22 protein-coding genes are annotated in these 21,056 nt (G+C 74.2%); 6 read left to right on the top strand and 16 right to left on the bottom strand.

The features are described 5' to 3' along the window. Window positions 1–27: 27 nt before the first annotated feature. The 6 genes from ACFCY7_RS16805 to ACFCY7_RS16780 form a co-directional block, all read right to left on the bottom strand. Entirely contained in the window at window positions 28–411 is a 384-nt protein-coding gene (locus tag ACFCY7_RS16805; RefSeq protein WP_367827267.1) for a DUF3037 domain-containing protein, read from the bottom strand. Then, a complete protein-coding gene (locus ACFCY7_RS16800; protein WP_376485556.1) occupies window positions 408–1,250 on the bottom strand; it encodes a HipA family kinase in 843 nt (280 codons plus the stop codon). Before ACFCY7_RS16800 ends, ACFCY7_RS16805 begins: the two co-directional genes overlap by 4 nt. Before the next feature lie 359 nt (window positions 1,251–1,609). Further along, entirely contained in the window at window positions 1,610–2,743 is a 1,134-nt protein-coding gene (locus ACFCY7_RS16795) for a transglycosylase family protein (RefSeq protein WP_376485554.1), read from the bottom strand. A 155-nt stretch (window positions 2,744–2,898) separates the two neighbouring features. Further along, window positions 2,899–4,248, bottom strand: coding sequence for an FG-GAP-like repeat-containing protein (locus ACFCY7_RS16790; protein WP_376485551.1), 1,350 nt, complete (start codon window positions 4,246–4,248; stop codon window positions 2,899–2,901). Between the two features lie 313 nt (window positions 4,249–4,561). After that, window positions 4,562–4,738, bottom strand: coding sequence for a hypothetical protein (locus ACFCY7_RS16785; protein ID WP_376485548.1), 177 nt, complete (start codon window positions 4,736–4,738; stop codon window positions 4,562–4,564). 186 nt (window positions 4,739–4,924) lie between these two features. Beyond that, window positions 4,925–5,254 (bottom strand): hypothetical protein, encoded by a 330-nt coding sequence (locus tag ACFCY7_RS16780; RefSeq protein WP_376485546.1) that lies wholly within the window; start codon window positions 5,252–5,254, stop codon window positions 4,925–4,927. A 174-nt stretch (window positions 5,255–5,428) separates the two neighbouring features. On the opposite strand from ACFCY7_RS16780, the gene ACFCY7_RS16775 reads away from it, so the two are divergent. The 4 genes from ACFCY7_RS16775 (at window position 5,429) to ACFCY7_RS16760 (ending at window position 9,171) form a co-directional block, all read left to right on the top strand. Continuing rightward, window positions 5,429–6,427, top strand: coding sequence for a helix-turn-helix domain-containing protein (locus ACFCY7_RS16775; protein WP_376485543.1), 999 nt, complete (start codon window positions 5,429–5,431; stop codon window positions 6,425–6,427). 157 nt (window positions 6,428–6,584) lie between these two features. Then, on the top strand, window positions 6,585–7,286 hold the full coding sequence (locus ACFCY7_RS16770) for an adenosylcobinamide amidohydrolase (protein WP_376485541.1): 702 nt from the start codon (window positions 6,585–6,587) through the stop codon (window positions 7,284–7,286). Window positions 7,287–7,466: 180 nt separating this feature from the next. Then, complete coding sequence (locus tag ACFCY7_RS16765) at window positions 7,467–8,483, top strand: MerR family transcriptional regulator (protein WP_376485539.1); 1,017 nt, start codon at window positions 7,467–7,469, stop codon at window positions 8,481–8,483. A 109-nt stretch (window positions 8,484–8,592) separates the two neighbouring features. Continuing rightward, complete coding sequence (locus tag ACFCY7_RS16760) at window positions 8,593–9,171, top strand: GNAT family N-acetyltransferase (protein WP_376485536.1); 579 nt, start codon at window positions 8,593–8,595, stop codon at window positions 9,169–9,171. 118 nt (window positions 9,172–9,289) lie between these two features. On the opposite strand, the gene ACFCY7_RS16755 is transcribed toward ACFCY7_RS16760, so the two are convergent. The 4 genes from ACFCY7_RS16755 to ACFCY7_RS16740 form a co-directional block, all read right to left on the bottom strand. After that, window positions 9,290–9,937 carry an alpha/beta fold hydrolase gene (locus ACFCY7_RS16755; protein WP_376485533.1) on the bottom strand — a complete coding sequence of 216 codons (648 nt, stop codon included), beginning with the start codon at window positions 9,935–9,937 and terminating at the stop codon, window positions 9,290–9,292. Between the two features lie 358 nt (window positions 9,938–10,295). Further along, on the bottom strand, window positions 10,296–10,832 hold the full coding sequence (locus tag ACFCY7_RS16750) for a sigma-70 family RNA polymerase sigma factor (RefSeq protein WP_376485608.1): 537 nt from the start codon (window positions 10,830–10,832) through the stop codon (window positions 10,296–10,298). A gap of 414 nt (window positions 10,833–11,246) precedes the next feature. After that, window positions 11,247–12,620: a cryptochrome/photolyase family protein gene (locus ACFCY7_RS16745; protein ID WP_376485531.1), complete on the bottom strand. Its 1,374-nt coding sequence runs from the start codon at window positions 12,618–12,620 to the stop codon at window positions 11,247–11,249. A 168-nt stretch (window positions 12,621–12,788) separates the two neighbouring features. After that, a complete protein-coding gene (locus ACFCY7_RS16740) occupies window positions 12,789–14,378 on the bottom strand; it encodes an SDR family oxidoreductase (protein ID WP_376485529.1) in 1,590 nt (529 codons plus the stop codon). A gap of 124 nt (window positions 14,379–14,502) precedes the next feature. Here ACFCY7_RS16740 and ACFCY7_RS16735 point away from each other — a divergent pair, with 124 nt between their 5' ends. Next, window positions 14,503–14,994 (top strand): MarR family winged helix-turn-helix transcriptional regulator, encoded by a 492-nt coding sequence (locus ACFCY7_RS16735; protein ID WP_376485526.1) that lies wholly within the window; start codon window positions 14,503–14,505, stop codon window positions 14,992–14,994. Window positions 14,995–15,127: 133 nt separating this feature from the next. Continuing rightward, window positions 15,128–17,341 carry an MMPL family transporter gene (locus ACFCY7_RS16730; protein ID WP_376485606.1) on the top strand — a complete coding sequence of 738 codons (2,214 nt, stop codon included), beginning with the start codon at window positions 15,128–15,130 and terminating at the stop codon, window positions 17,339–17,341. Here ACFCY7_RS16730 and ACFCY7_RS16725 read toward each other — a convergent pair. The 6 genes from ACFCY7_RS16725 to ACFCY7_RS16700 form a co-directional block, all read right to left on the bottom strand. After that, entirely contained in the window at window positions 17,265–17,966 is a 702-nt protein-coding gene (locus ACFCY7_RS16725) for a DUF6230 family protein (RefSeq protein WP_376485523.1), read from the bottom strand. The genes ACFCY7_RS16730 and ACFCY7_RS16725 overlap by 77 nt on opposite strands. Further along, entirely contained in the window at window positions 17,963–18,580 is a 618-nt protein-coding gene (locus ACFCY7_RS16720; RefSeq protein ID WP_376485522.1) for a hypothetical protein, read from the bottom strand. The genes ACFCY7_RS16725 and ACFCY7_RS16720 overlap by 4 nt, the downstream gene beginning before the upstream one ends. Then, complete coding sequence (locus tag ACFCY7_RS16715) at window positions 18,577–18,969, bottom strand: DUF6114 domain-containing protein (RefSeq protein WP_376485520.1); 393 nt, start codon at window positions 18,967–18,969, stop codon at window positions 18,577–18,579. The genes ACFCY7_RS16720 and ACFCY7_RS16715 overlap by 4 nt, the downstream gene beginning before the upstream one ends. After that, window positions 18,963–19,739, bottom strand: a complete 777-nt coding sequence (locus tag ACFCY7_RS16710; RefSeq protein WP_376485519.1) for a DUF6230 family protein — start codon at window positions 19,737–19,739, stop codon at window positions 18,963–18,965. Before ACFCY7_RS16710 ends, ACFCY7_RS16715 begins: the two co-directional genes overlap by 7 nt. Next, a complete protein-coding gene (locus ACFCY7_RS16705; protein WP_376485516.1) occupies window positions 19,736–20,266 on the bottom strand; it encodes a DUF6114 domain-containing protein in 531 nt (176 codons plus the stop codon). The genes ACFCY7_RS16710 and ACFCY7_RS16705 overlap by 4 nt, the downstream gene beginning before the upstream one ends. Window positions 20,267–20,366: 100 nt before the next feature. Then, entirely contained in the window at window positions 20,367–21,047 is a 681-nt protein-coding gene (locus ACFCY7_RS16700; protein WP_376485513.1) for a cholesterol esterase, read from the bottom strand. Window positions 21,048–21,056: the final 9 nt, after the last annotated feature.

Raw genomic sequence — 21,056 nt, 5'->3', positions numbered from 1 at the left:
CGGGTGCACCAGGTCACTCCTTCCGTGCTACCGCACGAGCAGGTCGAGCAGACGTTCCACTTCGGCCTCGGGATCGGCCGTGAGCCCCGTGTGCACCGGGCCCGGCTGCACCACGGTGGAGCGCGGGGCGATCAGCCAGCGGAAACGGCGGCCCGCGTCGTCGCGCGCCGCCTGGCCCGCCGCGTCGCCGCCCAGGCAGACCCCCTCGACCGCGCGCAGCGCGGCCCGGACGCCGGTCACGTCGGCCGCCGGGTCGAGGACCGCCAGCTTGGCCTCGTCCAGATGGGTGCGGGCGGCCACGAAGGACCGGGCGCGGCAGTAGACGACCACGCCCGCGTTGAAGCACTCGCCGCGCTCGACCCGCGGCACCACGCGCAGCAGCGCGTACTCGAAGACATCGCGGTCGGTCACGTGGTGCTGTCCTTCTCGGTGGAGTGCGGCCGGGGCGCGAGACGCTCGGCGAGCCAGCCGGGCGGCTGCTGGGGCCGGCTCTCGGTGCGGGGGCCGAGCGTGATCCGCTCGTGGATGGTGGCGGCACGCGGCAGGAGCGCGTCGACGTACGCCGCCCGCACCTCGTCCGTACTCGCGAAGCCGGGCTCGTCGACCAGCCACTCGTCGGGCACGTCGGCGGCGACCTCTTCGAGGAGTTCCCGGGTGACGAGCGGTGCGAGCTCGGCCGCCGCCGCGGCCACGTCGGGCGAGAACGGCGCGAGCGCGTGGTCCGACGCGTCGTACGGCTTCGCGGCCGAGGCCTGGGCGCCCGGCCAGTTGTGGTGCCAGATCATCGTGGCCCCGTGGTCGATCAGCCACAGCTCCCCGTGCCACACCAGCATGTTCGGGTTCCGCCACGACCGGTCGACGTTGTTGATCACCGCGTCGAACCAGACGACCCTGCCCGCCTCCCGCGGGTCCACCTCGTACGCCAGCGGGTCGAACCCCAGCGACCCCGGCAGGAAGTCCATGCCCAGGTTCAGCCCGCCGCTCGCCTTGAGCAGCTCCTGCACCTCCTGGTCCGGCTCCGAGAGCCCGATCACCGGGTCCAGCTGGATCGCGACGAGCTCCGGCACCCGCAGGCCCAGCCTCCGCGCCAGCTGCCCGCAGACGACCTCGGCGACCAGCGTCTTGCGCCCCTGGCCGGCGCCGGTGAACTTCATGACGTACGTGCCGAGATCGTCGGCCTCGACGATTCCGGGGAGCGAGCCGCCCTCACGCAAGGGCGTGACGTAGCGGGTCGCTACTACCTCTTCCAACACTTTTCCAGGCCACCCATCTCTTCAACCTTGCAATCCACGGAAGGCGTCCCCAGAGGGCAGGGGCTGGCGTTGCCGGTCGACGACACCGGAGAGGATCCGGGGAGTTGCGATCGGCATGTCGGTCTCCCCGCTCCCCGAGCAGTGCGTCGATGGTGCCGCGCCCCTTGCCGCCGGCCTCCGGCATGAAGTGAGCATAGTAACCGAGGGTGATCGCGGGCACGGGGAATCAGAGCCGTACGACCTGCCCGGTGCGGCGTGCCTGCTCGGCGGCGACCAGCTGCGACCAGCCTGAGCGAAAGGAGGAGCCGCCCGGCCTGTGCGGCGGGGCGGCTTCTCGGGTGCGGTGGCGTGCCGGGTCAGACGAGGTGGCTCGTGCCGCCCCAGCCCTGCCCGATCCTGACGCCGGCCTTGAGGCTGTTGCTCATGCTGGCGTAGTGGTAGAGGTCGCCGGTGCTCGCGATGGTGGCGACCACGTCGGCGCGGCCGTCGCTGTCGATGTCGGCGAGGGTGAGCTTGTCGATGCCGCCCCAGTTCTGACCGATCCGGATCGCGGGGGCGACGCCGGTGCTGGTGCCGACGTACAGGTTCAGGTCGCCCGTGGCCTTGGCCATGGCGACCAGGTCCGCGCGGCCGTCGCCGTTGAAGTCGCCGGCGGCGAGCTTGGACATGCCGGACCAGCCGCTGCCGATCTGCTTGGTGTACGTCACGTCCGTGCCCGTGCCCGAGTACAGCCGCAGGCTGCCGTCGTCCTTGCGGACCGCCGCGATGTCCGCCTTGCCGTCACCCGTGAAGTCACCCGCGACGAAGTCGGACATCGAGTTCCAGCCGGTGCCGATCTTCACGGTGGACTTGAAGCCCCCGCCACCGTTGCCGAGATAGAGGTACAGGTCCCCGGTCGAGGCCTCACGGGCCACCAGGTCGCCGTCACCGTCGTTGTTGAAGTCGGCGGCCCTGACCTTGTCCATGCCGCCCCAGCCGGGGCCGACCTCCTGCGAGGCGAACTGACCCGCCCCGTTGCCGACGTACAGGCGCAGCTTGTCGTCGCCGGCGCTGACGCCCAGCAGGTCGTCGTTGCCGTCGCCGGTGTAGTCGTGGTCCCGCTGGACTGCGGGCTGGGTCGGGTACGGGTCCCGGTCGTCGGAGCCGAGGCCGGCCGCCGGTCCGCAGATGGGCCAGGCGCCCTCGCCCTGGCCGGCGAGGGCCTTCTCGCCGATGAGTATCTGCTCCGTCTTGGACGCCTGGTGAGGGTACGAGGCGTAGGCGCCGCCGCCGAAGAAGTCCCAGGTGGACTTCGAGAACTGCAGTCCGCCGTAGTAGCCGTTGCCGGTGTTGATGGACCAGTTGCCGCCGCTCTCGCACGCGGCGACCTTGTCCCAGGTGGCGACGGAGGCGGCGGAGGCGGGGGCCGCGGCGGCCAGCGGGATCAGGGCGCTGAGGGCGGAGGCGGCGAGGAGCGTCAGGGCGGAGCGGCGCAGGGCGTGCTGAGTCATGGCGAGGGAGACCTTCATCTCGTACGGCGCGGAGGCGACGGAGGGTGGGAGGGGCGGAAGGGAGGAGCGGGGCGGAGAGGCGCGGGGCGGAGAGGCGTGGCCCCTGGGAGCCCGTCCGGGAAGGACGGGCCCCCGGGGCCCCGGCCGGATGCCGGTCAGATGAGGTGGCTCATGCCGCCCCAGCCCTGGCCGACCTTCACGCCGGCCTTGAGGCTGTTGCTCTGGCTCTTGTAGAGGTAGAGGTCGCCGGTGCTCGCGATGGTGGCGACCACGTCGGCGCGGCCGTCGCTGTCGATGTCGGCGAGGGTGAGCTTGTCGATGCCGCCCCAGTTCTGACCGATCTGGATCGCGGGGGCGACGCCGGTGCTGGTGCCGACGTACAGGTTCAGGTCTGCGGTCGAGTTGACCTGCGCCACGAGGTCGGCGCGGCCGTCGCCGTTGAAGTCGCCGGCGGCGAGCTTGGACATGCCGGACCAGCCGCTGCCGATCTGCTTGGTGTACGTCACGTCCGCGCCCGTGCCCGAGTACAGCCGCAGGCTGCCGTCGTCCTTGCGGACCGCCGCGATGTCCGCCTTGCCGTCACCCGTGAAGTCACCGGCCACGAAGTCGGACATCGAGTTCCAGCCGGTGCCGATCTTCACGGTGGACTTGAAGCCGCCGTTGCCGTTGCCGAGGTAGAGGTACAGGTCCCCGGTCGAGGCTTCACGGGCCACCAGGTCGCCGTCACCGTCGTTGTTGAAGTCGGCGGCCTTGATCTTGTCCATGCCGCCCCAGCCGGGGCCGACCTCGTGCGAGGCGAAGTCGCCGTCGCCGTTTCCGGCGTACATGCGGAGCTTGTCGTCACTGGCGCTCACACCGAGCAGGTCGTCGTTGAGGTCACCGGTGAAGTCGCGGTCGCCCTTGCTGTACGAGGCGGGGGTCGCGCCGAGCGGTGTGACGTAGGCGCTGATGCGCTGGCCGATGGAGCCCGGGGTGGAACCGACGTGCTTCTGCGAGGCGCTCACCGCGACGTCGGCGACCCGGTCGCTCCAGTTGCCGTGGGTGGTCATGATCGAGCCGTCGGCGTGGACGGCGGTGACCATGCCGACGTGCTGCGCCCAGCCGTTGGCGTACTCGAAGACCACGGCGTCTCCGACCTGGGGCTGGTACGAGGACGACGTATGCAGGGTGCCGTTGGCCTGGCCGTACGAGTAGAAGGAGGAGGCGCGGGCGTCCGTCCCGTTGACGTTGAAGCCCGAGTTCTTCCAGACCCACTTCACGAAGTCCGCGCACCAGGGCTCCGCCTCGGTACCGGTCGAGGTGTTGCAGCTCGTCAAGAAGCCCCTGCCGCCGAGGGAGTTCGTCGAGCAGGCGTTGTCGCCGACCTGGGCCCGGGCCAGGGCGGCGGCCTGCGCGGTCGTGTCGGCGAAGGCGGGGACGGTGATCAGGCTGAAGGCGCAGCCCACGGTGGCGAGGGTGACGCCGGCGGCGGAGAGGGTGCGACGGGTACGAAGCGACAGGGACATGACACATCCTTGGGTTGGGTTGGGTGCTGCTGATGGGAAGTCGGTAGGGCGCGCACGGTCCGCGATGACTGCTGCCCTGCAGGAGCAGCGGTCAGGGGGGACCGGGGCAGTCGAGGTGGAGGTGGAGCCGAGGAGGCCCAGTCGGGCCGGGGCCCGGAAGAGAGCCGAGGGCATGGGGCCGCGGGCGGAGGGCCGAGGGCGTGGAGCCAAGGGCGGAAGGCCGCGGGCGTGGGGCCGGCTGTGAAGGGCCTCGGGGGTGGGGGCCGGAGGCGGAGGGTCGGAAGCCCAGGACTGCTCCGACCGGCGCGAGGGCCTACTGCCAGATCATGTCGTCGGTGGTGACGACGACGGGCTCCGCGCCCGGAGCGGTGGCCGCGGTGACGCTCGCCGTGGCCGCTCCGGTGGCGGAGTCGGCGGCGAGGGCGGCGGACGGGGCGGCGAGGGCGAGGGCGGCGACCGCGGCGGCCACGGCGATACGGGTGCGGATCATGGCTGAAGTCCTTTGCTGTGTCGGATGCTTCGGAAGGGCCGAACCGGTCGTCATCCCGCGGTGATGCGTTCCCGGTTCCTGCCTGCCGGTCGGTGTTCCCTGCCGGCGACCACTACTTTCGTCGCCGCCCGGCGGCGGCGGAAGGGCTTCCCGGTGGACCGAATCGGCCTTGGACCTTTCCGTCCATCACTCGGTCTGCGGCCCGGAAGAGGACAGCATCTGCTCGAAGACGGGCGCGACCAGGGGGACTTGGGCATCGAGCAGGGTCCATCCCGTGAGCTCGGGGCAGTTGAGCAGGGCGCGCAGGCAGATCGCGCGCGCCGCCGCCTCCGCCTCCAGGAGCCCGTTCGACCGGAGGTACAGCCCCAGGACGGGGTGGGGTTGCGCGTGCGCGTGGACCGACACGTGCTCGACGCGCTCCTCGGGCAGGGCCTGGCCCAGGACGAGAGCACGGATGTCAGGCGGCAGGACCGCAGCGCCACCGAGCGCCTTCAGGCTCGCGTGGATGAGATACATGCACCCGACCCAATCAGGAATGCCGGACTCGCGGCACCCTGGCGCACCGGACCGTTTGGGCCTTTGGACCCTTCCGGCCAGACATCGAACGGAGGGTGACCGCCCGACGACCCTTATGGCATGATCGCGTCGCCTGACAAGGGTTGCCGGTCAAGTCCTGCTGGGGGGTTGGAGATGCTGGCCGTACTGGGTCTCGACGCGCGCGCGGAATCCGTCTACCGCGCGATGCTGGCCCGTCCACAGGACGGTGTGACCGGTTTGGCGCGACACACGGACCTCACCGAGGAGCAGGTGCGGGACGCGCTCGACCTGCTGAGCGAACTGGCGCTCGTACGGCCCTCCGCCGACGAGGAGGGCCGGATCCGGGCCGTCTCGCCGGACCTCGGCATGGAGATCCTGATGGCCCGCCAGCAGGCCGAACTCGCCGCCCAGCAGCAGCGGGTGGAGACCTCGCGGGCCGCCGCCGCGCAACTGATCGCCGAGTTCGCCGATCTGCGGCCGCAGGCGCCGAGCCCCGGCGTGCAGCAGCTGGTCGGCCTCGACCGGATCCGGGAGTGCCTCGCCCGGCTCACCCGCGAGACGACCACCGAGGTGATGACCTTCGCGCCCGACGGCGCCCACACGCCGGAGTCCATCGAGGCCGCCCGTCCGCTCAACGAGGCGTTACTGAAGCGCAGGATCCGGATGCGGACGATCTACCTCGACAGCGCGCGCAACAGCCCGCACACCGTCGAGTACGTCCACTGGCTGTCGGAGCGCGGCGCGCAGATCCGTACGTCCCCGGTCCTGCCGACCCGGATGATCATCACCGACCGTTCGACCGCCGTCATTCCGGTCAACAGCGACGACACGGCCGCCGGCGCCGTGGTCCTGACCGGACAGGGCACCCTCACCGCGCTGTGCGCGCTGTTCGACACCACCTGGGCTGCCGCACAGCCGCTCGGGCAGGTGGGAGCCCGCGACTCCCACGGCCTCACCGGCCCGGAGGCCACCACCATCCGGCTGCTCTCCGAGGGCTTCACGGACGAGGCGATAGCCAAGCGGCTCGGCGTCTCGCAGCGCACGGCACGCCGGATCGCCACCGACCTGATGGAACGGCTGGGCGCACGCAGCAGGTTCGAGGCGGGGGTCCGCGCGGTCCAGCACGGCTGGCTCCCGGCCCGGCCCGCCTGAGCCTTCCCTTCCGAGCGCCCGCCCGGCACCGCCGCGCCGCTCCTCCCCCACCGGGCCGCACCCTGACCGGTCCGCATCCCCGCCGGGCCGTGCCCGCACCGCGCAGGACCCGACCGCACCGCGCGTTCGCGCCGGACACCGCGCGTTAGGGTGTGGGGTGCTTCCGCGAACCCTCCTCACCAGCCGCTCCCTGGCCGACGCCGCGCTCCTGGCGCACACGGAGCAGGGTCAGGAGTGGCCGCTCCTCGTCTGGGCCCCGGGGCCGGGCGTGCGGATGGTGTCGAGCGCCGTCCTCGGCGGCGGCATCGGCGAGCGGGCGTGGGTCCTGAACGCCCAGGTCCCGCCCGGCTACGGCCGGCTCGACCCCGTCGCCCACCTCCGCGACCTGGCCTCCGGCGCGGGACTCGAAGGCGTCGGCGTCGGCCTCATGACGGCGGCCTCGGTCGCGGACCGGCGGCACGCGGCGGACGGCGGCGCACAGGCCGTGGTGACCGCCGGGATCGGCGTACGCGGCTGGGCAGCCGCACCGGCGGCCGGTGACCTCGCACCCCCGCGCCCCGGAACGATCAACATCATCGTGTCGCTCCCCGTACCGCTCACGGACGCCGCCCTCGTGAACGCCGTCGCCACCGCCACCGAAGCGAAGACCCAGGCCCTCGTCGAGCTCGGCGCCGACGCCTCCGGCACCCCCACGGACGCCGTCTGCGTCGCCGCCCCCTCCGCCACAGGCCCCGGCGCCGAGGCCTTCGCCGGCCCGCGCTCCCTCTGGGGCGCCCGGCTCGCCCGCGCGGTCCACCAGGCGACCCGAGCGGTCTGCGCGGACCTCCTCGCGGCCGAGAGGGCCGACCGGACCGGCTGACACCCGGGGAGACAGGCCGACCGAAGCCGTCGGCTCCGTCCGAACCCGGGCGGACGCGCCGACTCCGACCGACCTGCCGACCGAACCCGGAGCAGACGCGCCGCCCGAACCCGGGCGGATCCGTCGGCCGAACCCGGACGCTTCCGCCCTCGCATCGTTCGTGCGTCGTATTCTGGAGAGATGTCCGACACGACGCACGGCGTCACGACCGGTGCGGTGGCACGGCGCCTCGGGGTGTCGCCGACCACCCTGCGCTCATGGGACCGGCGCTACGGCATCGGTCCCGCGACACGCGAAGGCGGACGGCACCGGCGGTGGACCCCGGCGGACATCGCCATGCTGGAGGAGATGTGCCGGCTCACGGCCTCCGGAGTGCCTCCCGCGGAAGCGGCGCGGGAGGCCCGGCGTGACCGGGAGGGGCCGCAGGACCGGGCATCGGCCGGGGCGGCCCCCCGCCGTCCCGCCCGGCAGCCCGGCTCCGGCAACGGCCTGCCGCTCGGTGACGTGCGCCGGGAGTGCCGGGGACTGGCACGGGCCGCCGTGCGGCTGGACAGCCCGGCCCTGGACGTGATGTTGCGGGACGTCGTGGCGGAGCACGGGCTCGTCACCGCCTGGGAGGAGGTGATGGCGCCCACGCTGCACGCGGTGGGGCGGAAGTGGGAGTCCTCCGGGGACCGGTACGTCGAGGTGGAGCACCTGCTGTCCTGGCACGTGTCGACCGCGCTCCGGCTGACCGCGAGCCCCGGGCGCGGCTCCGTGGCCTCCGCGCCGCCGGTGCTCCTCGCGTGCGTCCCCGGCGAGCAGCACACCCTGCCGCTGGAGGCGTTGGCGGCGGGGCTGGGCGAACTCGGCCTGCCGACCCGGATGTTCGGCGCCGCCGTCCCCGCAGAGGCACTCGATGCGGCCGTACGGCGCATGGGGCCCGCGGCGGTCGTCCTCTGGTCGCAGTCGCGCTCCACGGCGCACCACGCGCTCGCCCGGCACGTCGCCGGCAGCGCGTTCGGAGTCAAAGGGGCCCGGACCTGCCCCCTCGTGGTGCTCGCCGGCCCCGGCTGGGCCGGCCGCACCACGGCGGCGGGCATGCCGCGCCCGGCCGGCCTGCGCGAGGCGCTCACGGTCCTCGCCCGCCTCTACCCGGAACCACGGACCACGGCCACCACCACGGCCACCACCACAGCCCCCTCTGACACCGGGTGAAGCCCCGACGACCGACCGGGCGCGGACGATCCGGCCCGGTCTTCCCCGAGCCCGCGCACACCGCCGGAATCCGGGTGCGTCCGCTCCCTCACCCCGGCACCATGGCCCGATGGAACACCCCCTCGTCGTCCCCGAACTCGCCGCCGCCGACGGCTTCGTGCTGCGGCCCTGGCGGCTCACGGATCTGCCGCTCGTGCGCGAGGCGGCGGCGGACGACTACATCCCGCTGATCACGACGGTCCCGTCGCCGTACACCGAGCCGGAGGGGGTCGCGTTCGTCGAGCGGCAGTGGGGCCGGGCGACCACGGGAACGGGGTACCCGTTCGTCGTCGTCGCCCCCGACGGCCGGCCCGTCGGCAACGTAGGACTGTGGTCCAGGCCGGAGCCCGATCGCGCGTCGGTGGGCTACTGGGTCGCCGCGTCGGGGCGGGGGCACGGCGCCGCGCTCGCCGCGCTGCGGGCCGTCGCCGACTGGGCGCAGCGGGACCTGGGGCTCACACGGCTCGAACTGCACGTCGAGCCGTGGAACACGGCCTCCGTACGGACCGCCGAGCGCGCGGGCTTCCGACGCGAACGGCTCGTGCGGGACGGCCTGCGGATCGGGTCCGGGTACCGGGACGTGTTCCTGTACGCGCGCCAGGACGGCCGGCACGGCGGGACTCCCGTCGAGTCGGCGACCGCCCTGTGACCCGCACGTCCCTGTGACCCGAGACGCCCCTGTGCCCCCGCCCGGACCTGTGTCGGCCGGGGACCGCGTCGGGGGCGGCGTCGGGAGCCGTGTCGGGGGCGACGCCCCGGCGACGTCCTCAGCCGTGGGAGAGCAGCGCGGCGGTGAGTTCGGCCGCGCGGCGGTGCCAGAGGCCGGCGCCGCGGAGCATGGCGTGGCCTCCGATCGGCATCGGGATGCCCGCCGCGTCGGCGCCGGCCGCCCGCGCCCTGCGGACGAAGTCCCAGGACTCGCGGGCGGAGGTGACGCGGTCGGCCTCGTCGTGGAGGAGGTAGAGCCGGCGGCCGCCGAGGTGGTCGACGGGTTCGCCGGCGGGGCACCAGGGCGCGAGGGCGACGACACCGCGGACGGCCGGGTCGCCGGCGGTCCTGAGCGCGGCGCGCCCGCCCATGGAGTGCCCGACGAGGACCACGGGCACCGGGCCCGCCTCCTCGCGCAGCCGGGCGAGGGCGGCCTCGGCGTCCCGGGCGGCGTCGGCGCGGTCGCCGTTCCAGCCCCGGTGGCCGTACCGCACCTCGGCGACCAGGACGTGCCGGCCCCGGACGGCGCGCGTGACCGCGGCGACGAAGGGGCGCATGCGCAGCGCGGGGAGGTTGAGTGCCGGCGGCGGCTCCGGGCCGTCGGCCCGGCCTCCGTGGAGCAGCAGCACGGCCGCGGTGGGCGCCTCGGGTGCGCTGCGGACGACGAGGCTGCCCGCCTCGGCCCTGCGGGTCCGGCATCCCGTCATCGCGCACCCGTCCCGGTCGCCCGTCGCCCGTACGGCCGGGGGTGGTCCCCGCTCGTCCGGGCCGTGCAGGCCGCGTCACCGGGCCGCTGCGCCATGAGGCCTCCATCCGTCGCTTCACCGCTCGCCGCCGTGGGCGGTCCCCTCGCACCCGGGGAGTCGAGCCTGGGAGCCGCAGTCTGCCAGGTCGCACGGTCCGTCAGATACGGGCCCGGGCCACTCGCGCGACTTCGGATACGGACAGGGACCACGCGTGCGCGTACGGGTAGGAAGTAGGGCACCCGCCGGGGTGCGGAGGCGGCACGCGTGCGCGTACGGGCGGCTCGTCCGCGGACGGTGGCGGGGACCGCTCCCGGCAGGCTCAGCCCGCTGCCGCCAGGCCCCGTCGCATGCGCTGGAGGCCCCGGCGCGCGTGGCTCTTGACCGTGCCCAGGGGCAGCCCCGTCCGGTGGGCGATCTGCACCTGGGTGAGGTCGCCGAAGAACGCGAGGGTCAGCACGTCGCGCTGGTCGCGCGGCAGGCGCGCCAGTTCGCGGGTGACGACGATCCGGTCGAGGACCCGCTCGGGGTCCCCCTGCGCGGTGACGGCGGTCTGCACGGCCGCGCCCGCCGCGGCGACGAGGTCGAGTCGGCGCGTCCGTGCGGTGAGGGCGTCGGCGATCTTGCGGCGGGCGATGCCGACCAGCCAGGCGGGTACGGGTCCGCGTTCGGGCCGGTACCCGGCACGTCCCCGCCAGGCGGCGAGGAAGACCTGCTGGGTGACGTCCTCGGCTTCGCGCGCGTCACCCAGGACACGGGCCGCCAGGGTGTGGACGAGCCGGCTCCACCGCCGATGGGCGAGGGCGAGGCACTCTTCGTCGCCCCGGACGAGCCCCCGACCGATCTCCTCGTCCGACAGCGCGCCGACCTCGCGCCCTGCCGCCCCGACCTCGTGCCGTGCCGTCCCACCCGCGTGCGCTGCCGTCCCGACCTCGTGCCGTGCCGCTCCGTACGCGGCCGGGGCGACGTGCGGGAAGGGGGACGCGCGGAGGCCGAGGAGGGCGGGAAGGGTGTCCAGGGACGGGGAGGCGTGCGGGGACACCGACGGGGGGACCGGACGGGCGAGCGGGTACGTGGTCGTGGTCATGGCGGCTGCTCCTCGTCCTCCCGGAGCTCGGTGCTCCCGGCCCACCCAGCGTCCGGCCGGGGGTGCGGGCACCTCAAGTCGCATCGTTCGTGCGTCGTATCCCCGACGACTCTCCGACGACTTCCCGACGACGCAGGCCGTGCCCCGCCCGACGACACGCCCCCGGCCCCGCCCGTGGCCGGGGGGTCAGTCCCGGCCGCGCGCGTGCCGGAAGCGGGCGAGGCCGTCGGCGAGGTCCACGATCGGGTCGGGGTAGTCGTACGAGGCGCGGTCCAGGCCCTTCAGCCGCCAGGGTTCGTGGATCGAGGCACCGGGCAGTTCGGTGAGCTCGGGGACCCAGAGGCGGACGTAGGCGCCGTCGGGGTCGTACCGCCGGCCCTGGAGGACGGGGTTGAGGACGCGGTGGGGGCGGGTGTCGGTGCCCGTACCGGCGACCCACTGCCAGTTGAGCTGGTTGTTGGCGACGTCGCCGTCCACGAGGAGGGCAAGGAAATGGCGGGCCCCCTCCCGCCAGTCGATGTAGAGCGTCTTCGCGAGGAAGGAGGCGGCGAGCAGCCGGCCCCGGTTGTGCATCCAGCCCTCGTGGGCGAGTTGGCGGAGGGCCGCGTCCACCACGGGGTACCCCGTCCGGCCCTCCCGCCACGCCTGCAGGTCGGCTTCCGCCCGCGCGCCGCGCCGCCAGTGGTCGAGCCGCGGCCGGTAGTCCTCGACGGCCGTCTCGGGACGCGCGGCGAGGACCTGCTGGTGGAAGTCCCGCCAGCAGAGCTGCCGTACGAAGGCCTCGGCACCCGCCCCGCCGCGGGCCCGCGCCCGGTGGACGGCCTCGGTCGCCGAGACCGCGCCGAAGTGGAGGTACGGGGAGAGGCGCGAGGTCGCGTCGCCCGCGAGGTCGTCGTGGCCCGTCTCGTACGAGTCGGCGTGCCGGGACAGCCAGGCGCCGAGCCTCCGGCGGCCCTCCGTCTCCCCTCCCGTGGCGAGGCCTTCGGACACGTCCGCCACCGCGGATCGCTTCGGCAGCGCCTCGGAGCGCGGTCCGCCCGGCACCCGCACCGCCCGCGGGGCCGCGAGGGGAGTCCTGAGCGGTTCGGCCGACCAGCGCCTGAGGTACGGGGTGAAGACGGCGTAGTGGTCCGAGCCCTGCGGGGTGACGTCGCCGGGCGGTACGACGGTGGTCACGGCGTCGTGGACGTACAGGCGGCATCCGACGGACTCCAGCGCCCGCCGCAACCGCGCCTCCCGGCCGCGCGCGAACGCCGAGTGCCCCGCGGCCATGTGGACCTCGTCGGCCTCCGCCCGCCGCACCACGGCGCACACCTCGGTGACGGTGTCGCCGCCGCGGACGAGGAGTCGGCCGCCGCGCTCCTTCAGGCCCGCGTCGAGGTCGGCCAGGCAGTCCGCGAGGAAGGCGAGCCGGTTGGGCGCCGCGAACCCCGCCCGGTCCACGGCGGGGTCCCGCACGAACAGCGGCACGACCTCGTCCGCCGCGTCCACGGCGGCGCGCAGGGGTGCGTGGTCGTGCAGGCGCAGGTCGGACGTGAACAGGACGACGGAGACGGTCATGGCGCCACTCCCGGCGATCGGCCACCGGGCGGGCGGGCCACGGGGGCTGCGCGCAGCCGGTGGGCTGGTGTGCTGACGTGCTGTGCGTGCTGGTCTGCTGCACTCCCCTTCCGCCCCCGGCCGTCCCTCGGATGCGGCAGCCCACGGCTCCCCGTCGGCGGAGGCCCGTCACCCGCCACCGGACAGGCCCGGGCCGGCGCCCGCGCCCTTCTCCGCCCCCACCGCCCCGCCCATGGCCGCTCCCTTCTCCGCGTCCTTCTCCGTGCCCTGCTCGGCGGCCTTCTCGGCGGTCCGCGCGATGTTCCTCGCCATGCCGCCGAAGACGACGGCGTGGAAGGGCGCGACGCTCCACCAGTACAGCTGTCCCGCGAGGCCCCGGGGGTGGAAGAGGGCGCGCTGGCGGTAGCGGGTGCGGCCCGTGCCGTCGGGTTCGGCGCGCATCTCCAGCCAGGCGAGCCCGGGGAGGCGCATCTCGGCCCGCAGGCGGAGCAGGGTGCCCCGTTCGATCTCCTCGACCCGCCAGAAGTCGAGGGCGTCGCCGACCCGGAGCCGCTGGGCGTCGCGTCGGCCCCGGCGCAGCCCCACTCCCCCGGCGAGCCGGTCGAACCAGCCGCGTACGGCCCAGGCCAGCGGGAAGGAGTACCAGCCGTTCTCGCCGCCGATGCCCTCGATGACCTGCCACAGCTCCCGTGGTCCGGCGTCGACGGTCCGTTCCCGTTCGTCCGTGTAGAGGCTGCCGCCCGCCCAGTCGGGGTCGGTGGGCAGCGGGTCGCTGGGGGCGCCCGGCAGCGACGCGGAGGACCAGCGGGTCGTGACGCCGGCCTCCCTGACCCGCTGGAGGGCGAGGGCGAGGGCCCGGTCGAAGGACAAGGGGGCGCCGGGCGGGTCGGGGACGTGGTCGGAGATGTCGTGCTCGGCGCACACGACCTCGACCCGCAGGGACTCGGCGAGCGGGCGGGCCAGCGCCGCGGGCACCGGGGTGACGAGTCCGATCCAGTGGCTGGAGAGGCGCGGGGTGAGCATCGGGACGGGCACGATGAGCCGCCGGGGCAGTCCGGCGACCCGCGCGTACCTGATCATCATCTCCCGGTACGTGAGGACGTCGGGGCCGCCGATGTCAAACGCCCTGCTGACCTCCGGCGGCATCCGGGCGCTGCCCACCAGGTAGCGCAGCACGTCGCGGACGGCGATGGGCTGGACCCGGGTGCCGACCCAGCTCGGCGTCACCATCACGGGAAGCCGTTCGGTGAGGTACCGGAGCATCTCGAAGGAGGCGGAGCCCGAACCGATGACGACGGCGGCCCGCAGCACGGTGGTCGGGACGCCGGATTCCAGGAGGATCCGCCCGACCTCGGCCCGTGAGCGCAGGTGCGGGGAGAGTTCCCGCTCGGGGACGCCGGCGGGCGTGAGGCCGCCGAGGTACACGATGCGGCGCACCCCCGCCGAGCGGGCCTCCTCGGCGAAGGTCCGTGCCGCGAGCCGGTCGGTCTCCTCGAACCCGTGCCCCGCTCCCAGGGAGTGCACCAGGTAGTAGGCCACCTCCACGTCGCGGAACGCGGGGCGCAGGCTCGCCGCGTCGGTCACGTCGCCCCGCACCACGTCGACCCGGTCGGCCCACGGGTGGTCCCGCAGGTTGGCGGGGGTGCGGGCGAGGCAGCGGACGCGGTGTCCGGCCGCGAGCAGCTCGGGCACCAGCCGTCCGCCGATGTAGCCGCCGGCGCCGGTCACCAGGCAGAGCCCTCTGGGATGCGTCGTCATGGGATGTGCTCCGTTCCGTCCCCGGGGTGGTCGCGGCGGCCCCGCGCGGGGCGGTGCCCTGGAAGATTCTTCTCCGTCCGCGGCCCGGACGGATGCACGGGAACGACGTCTATAGGCTGGACGCGTGCCCAGCGAAGAAGACCGAGACGCTACCGCCGCCCCCGGGGGCGTGACGGGTGACCTGCAGAGCTTCGCCGTCGCGCTGCGCCGGACGCAGGGCGAGATCAACCGCCTGGTGCACGGTTTCGCCCAGGCGCAGGGGCTGCATCCGACGGACGTACAGGCGCTGGCCGTGGTCCTGGACAGTCCCGAGCCGCTGACGCCGGGGCGGCTCCGGGAGCATCTCGGTCTGACGTCGGGCGCGGTGACGGCGTGCCTCGACCGGTTGGAGAAGGCCGGGCACATCCGCAGGTCGCGGGAGAGCGCGGACCGCCGGGTGGTGCACGTGCGGTACGAGGAGGGGGCGAAGGCCGCCGCCCGGCGCTACTTCATGCCGCTCGCGGAGGCCGCGGAGCGGACGCGGGAGCGGTTCGACGCCGACGAACTCGCCGTGGCCCTGCGCTTCCTGAACACCCTGAACGAGGAGCTCGGCGCCCTGCGCGTTCCGCGTCGCTGAACCGGCCGCATCCGTTCGGGCGCTCGCGTCCGAAGGAGTGGTGTCCCCCGTACGACCGTCGGGGAACCGTCGTGGTACAAATCTTTCTCAATCATTGAGATAGTTAATGATCGAGACAAAGTTCGGAGTTCCCATGCCCCGCGCCGCGCGCCGGACCCGCCTCCTCCTGCCCCTGGCACTCCTCGCCGTCTGGCTCGTCGTGGGCGGCGGGCTCGGCCCGTTCGCCGGCCGACTCGGCGAGGTGTCCACCAACGACCAGGCCGCCTTCCTGCCCCGCAGCGCCGAGTCCACCCGGGTCGTCGAGGAGCAGAAGGCCTTCCGCTCCTCCGAGGCCGTACCCGCGATCGTGGTGTGGACGGCACGGGACGGCGGGACGCTGGCGCCCGGGTCCACGGAGGCGGCGACCCGCTCCCTCGCCGGCCTCGCCGGGCGTCCGGGCGTCGCCGGGCCGCCCTCCCCCGCGCTGGCGTCGGAGGACGGCCGGGCGCTGCGGTCCGTCGTCCCGCTCCGGCCCGGTCTCGGCGACGAACTGCCGGTCACGCTCGACGCGATCCGCGCCGCGGCGGCCTCGGTGCCGGGGACGACGGTGGGGCTCGCGGGCCCCGCCGCCACCCAGGCCGACCTGTCCGGCGCGTTCGCCGGCATCGACGGGCTCCTGCTCGGCGTCGCGCTGGTCGCGGTGCTGCTCATCCTGCTGGTCGTCTACCGCAGCGTCCTGCTGCCCCTGATGATCATTCTGGGGGCGGTGTTCGCGCTGGGTCTGGCGTGCGCGCTCGTGTACGTCCTCGCCGACGCCGGCCTGGTCAGGGTCGACGGCCAGGTGCAGGGCATCCTGTCCATCCTGGTGATCGGCGCCGCGACCGACTACGCCCTGCTCCTGGCGGCCCGCTACCGCGAGGAGCTCGCCGCCCCCGGCGCGGACCGCTTCGCCGCGATGGCCAAGGCGCTGCGCCGCTCCTTCGAACCCGTCGTCGCCAGTGCCGCCACCGTGGCCCTGGCCCTGATCGCCCTCCTCGTCAGCGACCTGGCCAACAACCGGGCGCTCGGTCCGGTCGGCGCGATCGGCATCGTCTGCGCGGTGCTGAGCACCCTCACCTTCCTGCCCGCGGCCCTCGTCCTCACGGGCCGGGCCGCGTACTGGCCGGCCCGCCCGAAGCCACGCCCCGCCGACACCGCCACTACCGACACCACCGGCACCACCGCCCCCTCCCCCGCCAAGGGCGGTCAGGCCGTCTGGGAGCGCGTCGCCGCCCTCGTCGACCGGGCGCCGCGCAAGGTGTGGGCGATCTCCCTCGCGGGCCTGCTGGCCTGCGCCGCCTTTGCGCCCGCCCTGGACTCCCGGGGCGTGCCCCTGGACGAGATCTTCGTGAACGACGCGCCGTCCGTCACCGCGCAGGACACCCTCGGCCGCCACTTCCCGGGCGGCGCGGGCAACCCTGCGGTGATCATCGCCGACGCTCCGGCGGCCGCCCGGGTGGTCGCCGCGGCGGAGGCTGTGGACGGCGTCGACTCGGCGTTCCCGGTGGACGCCGCGGGCCGCCCCGCGCCCGGTGCGCCGCTCGTGGTCGACGGCCGGGTGCGCGTCGACGCCACGCTGACCGCCGCGTCCGACAGCGACGCGGCCAGGGAGACGCTCGCCCGGCTCCGTACGGCCGTCCACGCGGTCCCGGAGGCCCACGCGCTGGTGGGCGGCTCCACCGCGCAGCAGTACGACACCCAGCGCACGGCGGCACGGGACCGCGCGCTGATCGTGCCGGTGGTCCTGGCGATCATCCTGCTGATCCTCATGGCGCTGCTGCGCTCCGTGGTGCTGCCCCTGCTCCTCGTCGCGACGGTGGCGCTCAACTTCGCCGCCACCCTGGGCGTCTCGGCACTCGTCTTCGAGCACGTCCTCGGCTTCACGGGCACCGACGCGTCCGTGCCGCTGTACGGCTTCGTCTTCCTCGTCGCGCTCGGGGTCGACTACAACATCTTCCTCATGTCCCGGGTCCGGGAGGAGTCGCTGCGCCACGGGGTCCGCGAGGGCGTCCGGATCGGCCTGACCGCGACCGGGGGCGTGATCACCTCCGCCGGTGTCGTCCTCGCCGCGACGTTCGCCGCGCTCGGGGTGATCCCGCTGGCCTTCCTCGTGCAGATCGCGTTCATCGTCGCCTTCGGGGTCCTGCTCGACACCCTGGTGGTCCGCTCGCTCGTGGTCCCGGCGCTGGTGCGCGACCTCGGCCCGCGGGCGTGGTGGCCGGGCGCGCTCGCCCGGCCCCGCGCGGACGCGCTCACGGGGTCCCCGGAGTCCCCGTCGGCCGGGCCGGAGCGGGACATGCCACGACCCCCGGCCGGACGGAGAGCTTGAGCCCGGGCGCGGTGAGGAGGCCGGGGATCTGGAAGTCCTGCGCGGTGCCGACGATCGCGTCGAACTTGGCGTAGCGCGCCTGGATGCCGAAGCGGTGCTGCGGGCTGTCCAGCGGGTTGACGACGTACGCGCCGGTGGCGTCCTTGACGGTCTTCACGTCGGCACCGTTGACGTTCAGGTCGACGACGCCGTCCATGTCGAGGACGCCGGTGGCGCTGCGCAGGTCGAGGACGGTGTTCTTCGTCCTGATCTCCCAGGAGCCGGGGTTGCCGTCGCCGAGGGTCAGCAGCAGCGTGTACGTGGCTCCCGCGATCTGCTGCCGCTGGCTGAGGCAGAGGCCGTTGAGCATGCCGTCGGCGAAGCCCATGCGGAGCACCCGCTGGGTCGCGGTGGAGCCGTCGGGCCGTACGACGGTCTGGTCGACGACCGCGGCGCCGTACTGGGTTCCGTACAGGCTGCTGGTCGTGAAGTCGACGGGACGGTCCTGGATCCGGAGTCCGACGGCCAGCGCTCCGCCGGCCATGGCGGAGCCGATGCCGCCGGCGGCGGCGAGCGCGGGCACGGCGACGGCCAGGGAGCGGCGCCAGTGGGTGCGTCCCTCGAAGGGGCGGCGGTCGGGGCTCATGGGGTGGTCACCGTGATGGTCCCGGGGAGGTGGACGGGGTTGTCGGTGGAGTCGAGGGCGGCGTGGTCGTCGACGGTGCGGATGGCGTAGATGTCGCCGACGAAGTCCTCGGCCCCGGCGGTGAGGGGGATGAGGGAGCCGAAGAAGTCGAGCAGGCCCTGCACCCCGCAGATCTTGACGAGCACCCGGACGCAGACGTTGGTGATGTTCCCCCACATGGTGGTCGTCTCTGGCTTCCCCGCGCTGTCGTATCCGCCGAGGGAGCCTTCCTGGGGCACGTCGATGGAGACGGTGTGGCCGGCCGCCCGCTGGGTGACGTTCATGTGCGAACGGATCTTGAGCTTGGTGAAGGTGTACTGGGTCGTCGTCCGCGTCGTGCCGTCGGAGAGCCGGATCGTGACGTTCTTGTCCACGGTCATGGAGACGGCGACCATGCTGGAGATGGTGACGTGCAGGGGGTCCGGCGAGGGCAGGAAGGGCACGCCCAGCGGTTCGGGCGCGGCGGTCGGTCCCGAGGCGCTGCTGGGCTGGCCCGACCAGACGGCGGTGACGACCGCGAGCAGCAGGGCGGCAGCCACCGCGAGCGCCTTCCGGCGGGTCTTCCGGCGCGTCACCCCTCCACCGCCTCGCGTGCCCGGCGCGGGCGCTTGGCGCCCCAGCCCACCATCATCGAACCGCCGAGGACTCCGAGCGCCATGCCGAGGAGGAATCCGCCGAGGTTGGAGACGACCAGCGAGACGACCGCGAGGACCGCGCCGATCAGCCCGAAGGTGTAGCGCTGGGCGGGCAGGGCGAGCGGGACGAGCCCGCAGAGGATCATCCCGCCGCCGACCAGGTAGCCGGCCACTCCCCCGAAGCCCGTGCTGACGATCAGCTGCAGGGAGCTGAGGGAGAACTTGAGGACGGTCCAGCCGCCCGCGACCAGCCACACCCCGCCCCAGAACGGCCGGGTGCGGCGGAAGGCGCGGAACCAGCGGTACGCGGCCTTCGCCCGGCTCAGCATGCCGTGGCCGATCCCGCGACGACCCTGATCTTCAGGTCGGGGAGGACGAGCGCCCCGGCCATCTCGGCGTCGTAGGCGGTGGCGTTCAGTCCGTGCAGCTTGATGGAGCTGCCGCCCTCGCCGCCGGCCGAGCCGAGGCCGAACCCGCCGGGCAGGGCGCCGGTGAGCGGCTTGCCGGCCACGGTGACCTGGTCGGCGGACTGGCCGATGACCGCGTTCTGGAGCGTGGTGGGTCCGTACGCCTGGAGTTCGGTGGCCTGGATGTAGAGGTTCGACGCGTCGATGTCGGTGGTGAAGGTCCCCGGCGGGGTGGCGGTCACCGTCTGGCCGCCCGTCAGGAGCAGCGAGTACGGCACTCCGGCGATCGTCTGGTGCACGATGCCGCACAGTCCGGCGAGTCCGGCGCTCGCGAAACCGACGCGGGCCATGGCCGTGTTGGTGGTCGACGTGCCGTCCGGGCGGCCCACGGCCGGGGTGTTGACGACGGCTCCGAAGCCGGTGCCCGCGACGCCGTTGGACGTCAGGGTGAAGGGCTGGCCGGTGACGCTGAAGTTGGCGGCGAGCGCGCCCTGCGCCAGCGCCGTGCCGAGCGCGCCGACGGCGATCACCGAGGGGACGAAGGCCAGTGCGCCGCGGCCCCAGCGGGTGCCCCGCCGGGTGCCGTCGGCCGCCTCGGCGAGCATCCGGGCGTTCCAGTCGGAGACGGCACGGGGGCCGGCCGCGCGCACGCGGGCGAGGGACGGGCCGAGGCGGTCTGTCATGCGTGTCATACGGATCCGCTCCCAACGGACGCGGGGGGTACGGGTGTTCCGGCGGCCGGCCCGCGGTCGCGGCGCAGCGGGCCGCCGCGCCTCCGGGCGGGCTTCTCGGGCAGCCAGGCGAACGCCATCGAGCCGCCGAGGACGGAGAGGACCATGCCGACGAACAGGCCGCCGAGGTTGGACAGCGGGAAGGAGGCGACTCCCGCGATCACGGCGATGACGCCGGCGGTGTGGCGCTGGCTCGGCAGCAGCAGGACGAGCAGGGCCATCGCCATGATGACGACGCCGCCGGCCATGCCGGCGATCCCTCCGACGCCGACCTGGAGGATCTTGCCGAGCGGCGCCATCGGCAGGAAGAAGATGACGAAGCCGCCGGTTCCGGTCCACAGGGCCGCCCAGAAGGGCCGGGTGCGGCGCCAGCGGCGGAACGCGCGGCGCGCGCGGTGCGCCCTGCCCTGGTCGGGTTCCCGGGACGGCTCGGCGGGCTCGGCCGAGGCCGTCGGCCCTGCCTGTCCGGACGGCGGATCGGTGGTCATGAAGGCCTCACAGCGGTGGGTCGAGGGGGGAGGCCGGGGCCCCGCGCGGTACGGGATGCGCGGGGCCCCGACCGGTTCGGGCGGTGCGGTCGCGTCCGGGTCAGCAGGCCTTGTCGCCGTGGGTGATGCCGATGGCGAGGTCGGGCAGGGTGATCGCGCCGGAGATCGTGGCGCCGTTGGCGTCGGCGTTGAGGTTCTTGATGTCCGTGCGGCCACCGGTGGCGTCCAGGCCGAACTGGCCCGGGGTGCCGTCGTTGATGCCGGTGCCCTTGATCGCGGCGCCGTCGGCTGCGGCGCCGATGACGTTCGGGGTGGCGTCGCTCGCGTTGAGCGTGGCCGTGGCGGCCTTGAGCGACTGGGCGTCCAGGACCAGCTTGTTGGCCTGGAGGCCGGCGCCGGCGACGAGCTGGTCGCTGGTGAGCGGGGTCGCCGCGGCGGGCGAGGAGATGTTCAGCGACCACGTGCCGAGGCTTCCGATCACCGGAAGGTTGACGGACTGGACGGCGTGGACGCAGATGCCGTCGAGCCCGGCCTTGGCGATGCCGACCTCGGCGGCGCCCTTGGCCCCGCCGGCGTCGATGGTGTGCATGACGGCGCCGATGCCCTGGTGCGCGGCCACGGTCTTCGAGCTGAGGGTGAAGGGGACGCTCGTCAGCGAGAGGTTCGCGGCGAGCGCGCCCTGGACCATCGCCGTGGCCATCGCCGCGACGGCCGCGGTCGCGGGCACGGCCAGGAACGCCGATCTGCGCCAGCGGGTGACGCCTCTGGTCTCGTTCTGCATGGGATCTCC

Source organism: Streptomyces sp. NPDC056361 (assembly GCF_042262805.1).
Lineage (GTDB): Bacteria > Actinomycetota > Actinomycetes > Streptomycetales > Streptomycetaceae > Streptomyces.
The sequence above is the reverse complement of the archived record's forward strand: the minus strand, read 5'-3'. Positions and strand labels throughout refer to the sequence as shown.

Excerpts from the sequence above, each read along its gene's own strand:
- ACFCY7_RS16795 (WP_376485554.1), bottom strand. The coding sequence starts at position 2,743 with ATGACTCAGCACGCCCTGCGCCGCTCCGCCCTGACGCTCCTCGCCGCC.
- ACFCY7_RS16790 (WP_376485551.1), bottom strand. The coding sequence starts at position 4,248 with ATGTCCCTGTCGCTTCGTACCCGTCGCACCCTCTCCGCCGCCGGCGTC.
- ACFCY7_RS16785 (WP_376485548.1), bottom strand. The coding sequence starts at position 4,738 with ATGATCCGCACCCGTATCGCCGTGGCCGCCGCGGTCGCCGCCCTCGCC.
- ACFCY7_RS16780 (WP_376485546.1), bottom strand. The coding sequence starts at position 5,254 with ATGTATCTCATCCACGCGAGCCTGAAGGCGCTCGGTGGCGCTGCGGTC.
- ACFCY7_RS16775 (WP_376485543.1), top strand. The coding sequence starts at position 5,429 with ATGCTGGCCGTACTGGGTCTCGACGCGCGCGCGGAATCCGTCTACCGC.
- ACFCY7_RS16765 (WP_376485539.1), top strand. The coding sequence starts at position 7,467 with ATGTCCGACACGACGCACGGCGTCACGACCGGTGCGGTGGCACGGCGC.
- ACFCY7_RS16760 (WP_376485536.1), top strand. The coding sequence starts at position 8,593 with ATGGAACACCCCCTCGTCGTCCCCGAACTCGCCGCCGCCGACGGCTTC.
- ACFCY7_RS16755 (WP_376485533.1), bottom strand. The coding sequence starts at position 9,937 with ATGACGGGATGCCGGACCCGCAGGGCCGAGGCGGGCAGCCTCGTCGTC.
- ACFCY7_RS16745 (WP_376485531.1), bottom strand. The coding sequence starts at position 12,620 with ATGACCGTCTCCGTCGTCCTGTTCACGTCCGACCTGCGCCTGCACGAC.
- ACFCY7_RS16740 (WP_376485529.1), bottom strand. The coding sequence starts at position 14,378 with ATGACGACGCATCCCAGAGGGCTCTGCCTGGTGACCGGCGCCGGCGGC.
- ACFCY7_RS16730 (WP_376485606.1), top strand. The coding sequence starts at position 15,128 with ATGCCCCGCGCCGCGCGCCGGACCCGCCTCCTCCTGCCCCTGGCACTC.
- ACFCY7_RS16725 (WP_376485523.1), bottom strand. The coding sequence starts at position 17,966 with ATGAGCCCCGACCGCCGCCCCTTCGAGGGACGCACCCACTGGCGCCGC.
- ACFCY7_RS16715 (WP_376485520.1), bottom strand. The coding sequence starts at position 18,969 with ATGCTGAGCCGGGCGAAGGCCGCGTACCGCTGGTTCCGCGCCTTCCGC.
- ACFCY7_RS16710 (WP_376485519.1), bottom strand. The coding sequence starts at position 19,739 with ATGACACGCATGACAGACCGCCTCGGCCCGTCCCTCGCCCGCGTGCGC.
- ACFCY7_RS16705 (WP_376485516.1), bottom strand. The coding sequence starts at position 20,266 with ATGACCACCGATCCGCCGTCCGGACAGGCAGGGCCGACGGCCTCGGCC.
- ACFCY7_RS16700 (WP_376485513.1), bottom strand. The coding sequence starts at position 21,047 with ATGCAGAACGAGACCAGAGGCGTCACCCGCTGGCGCAGATCGGCGTTC.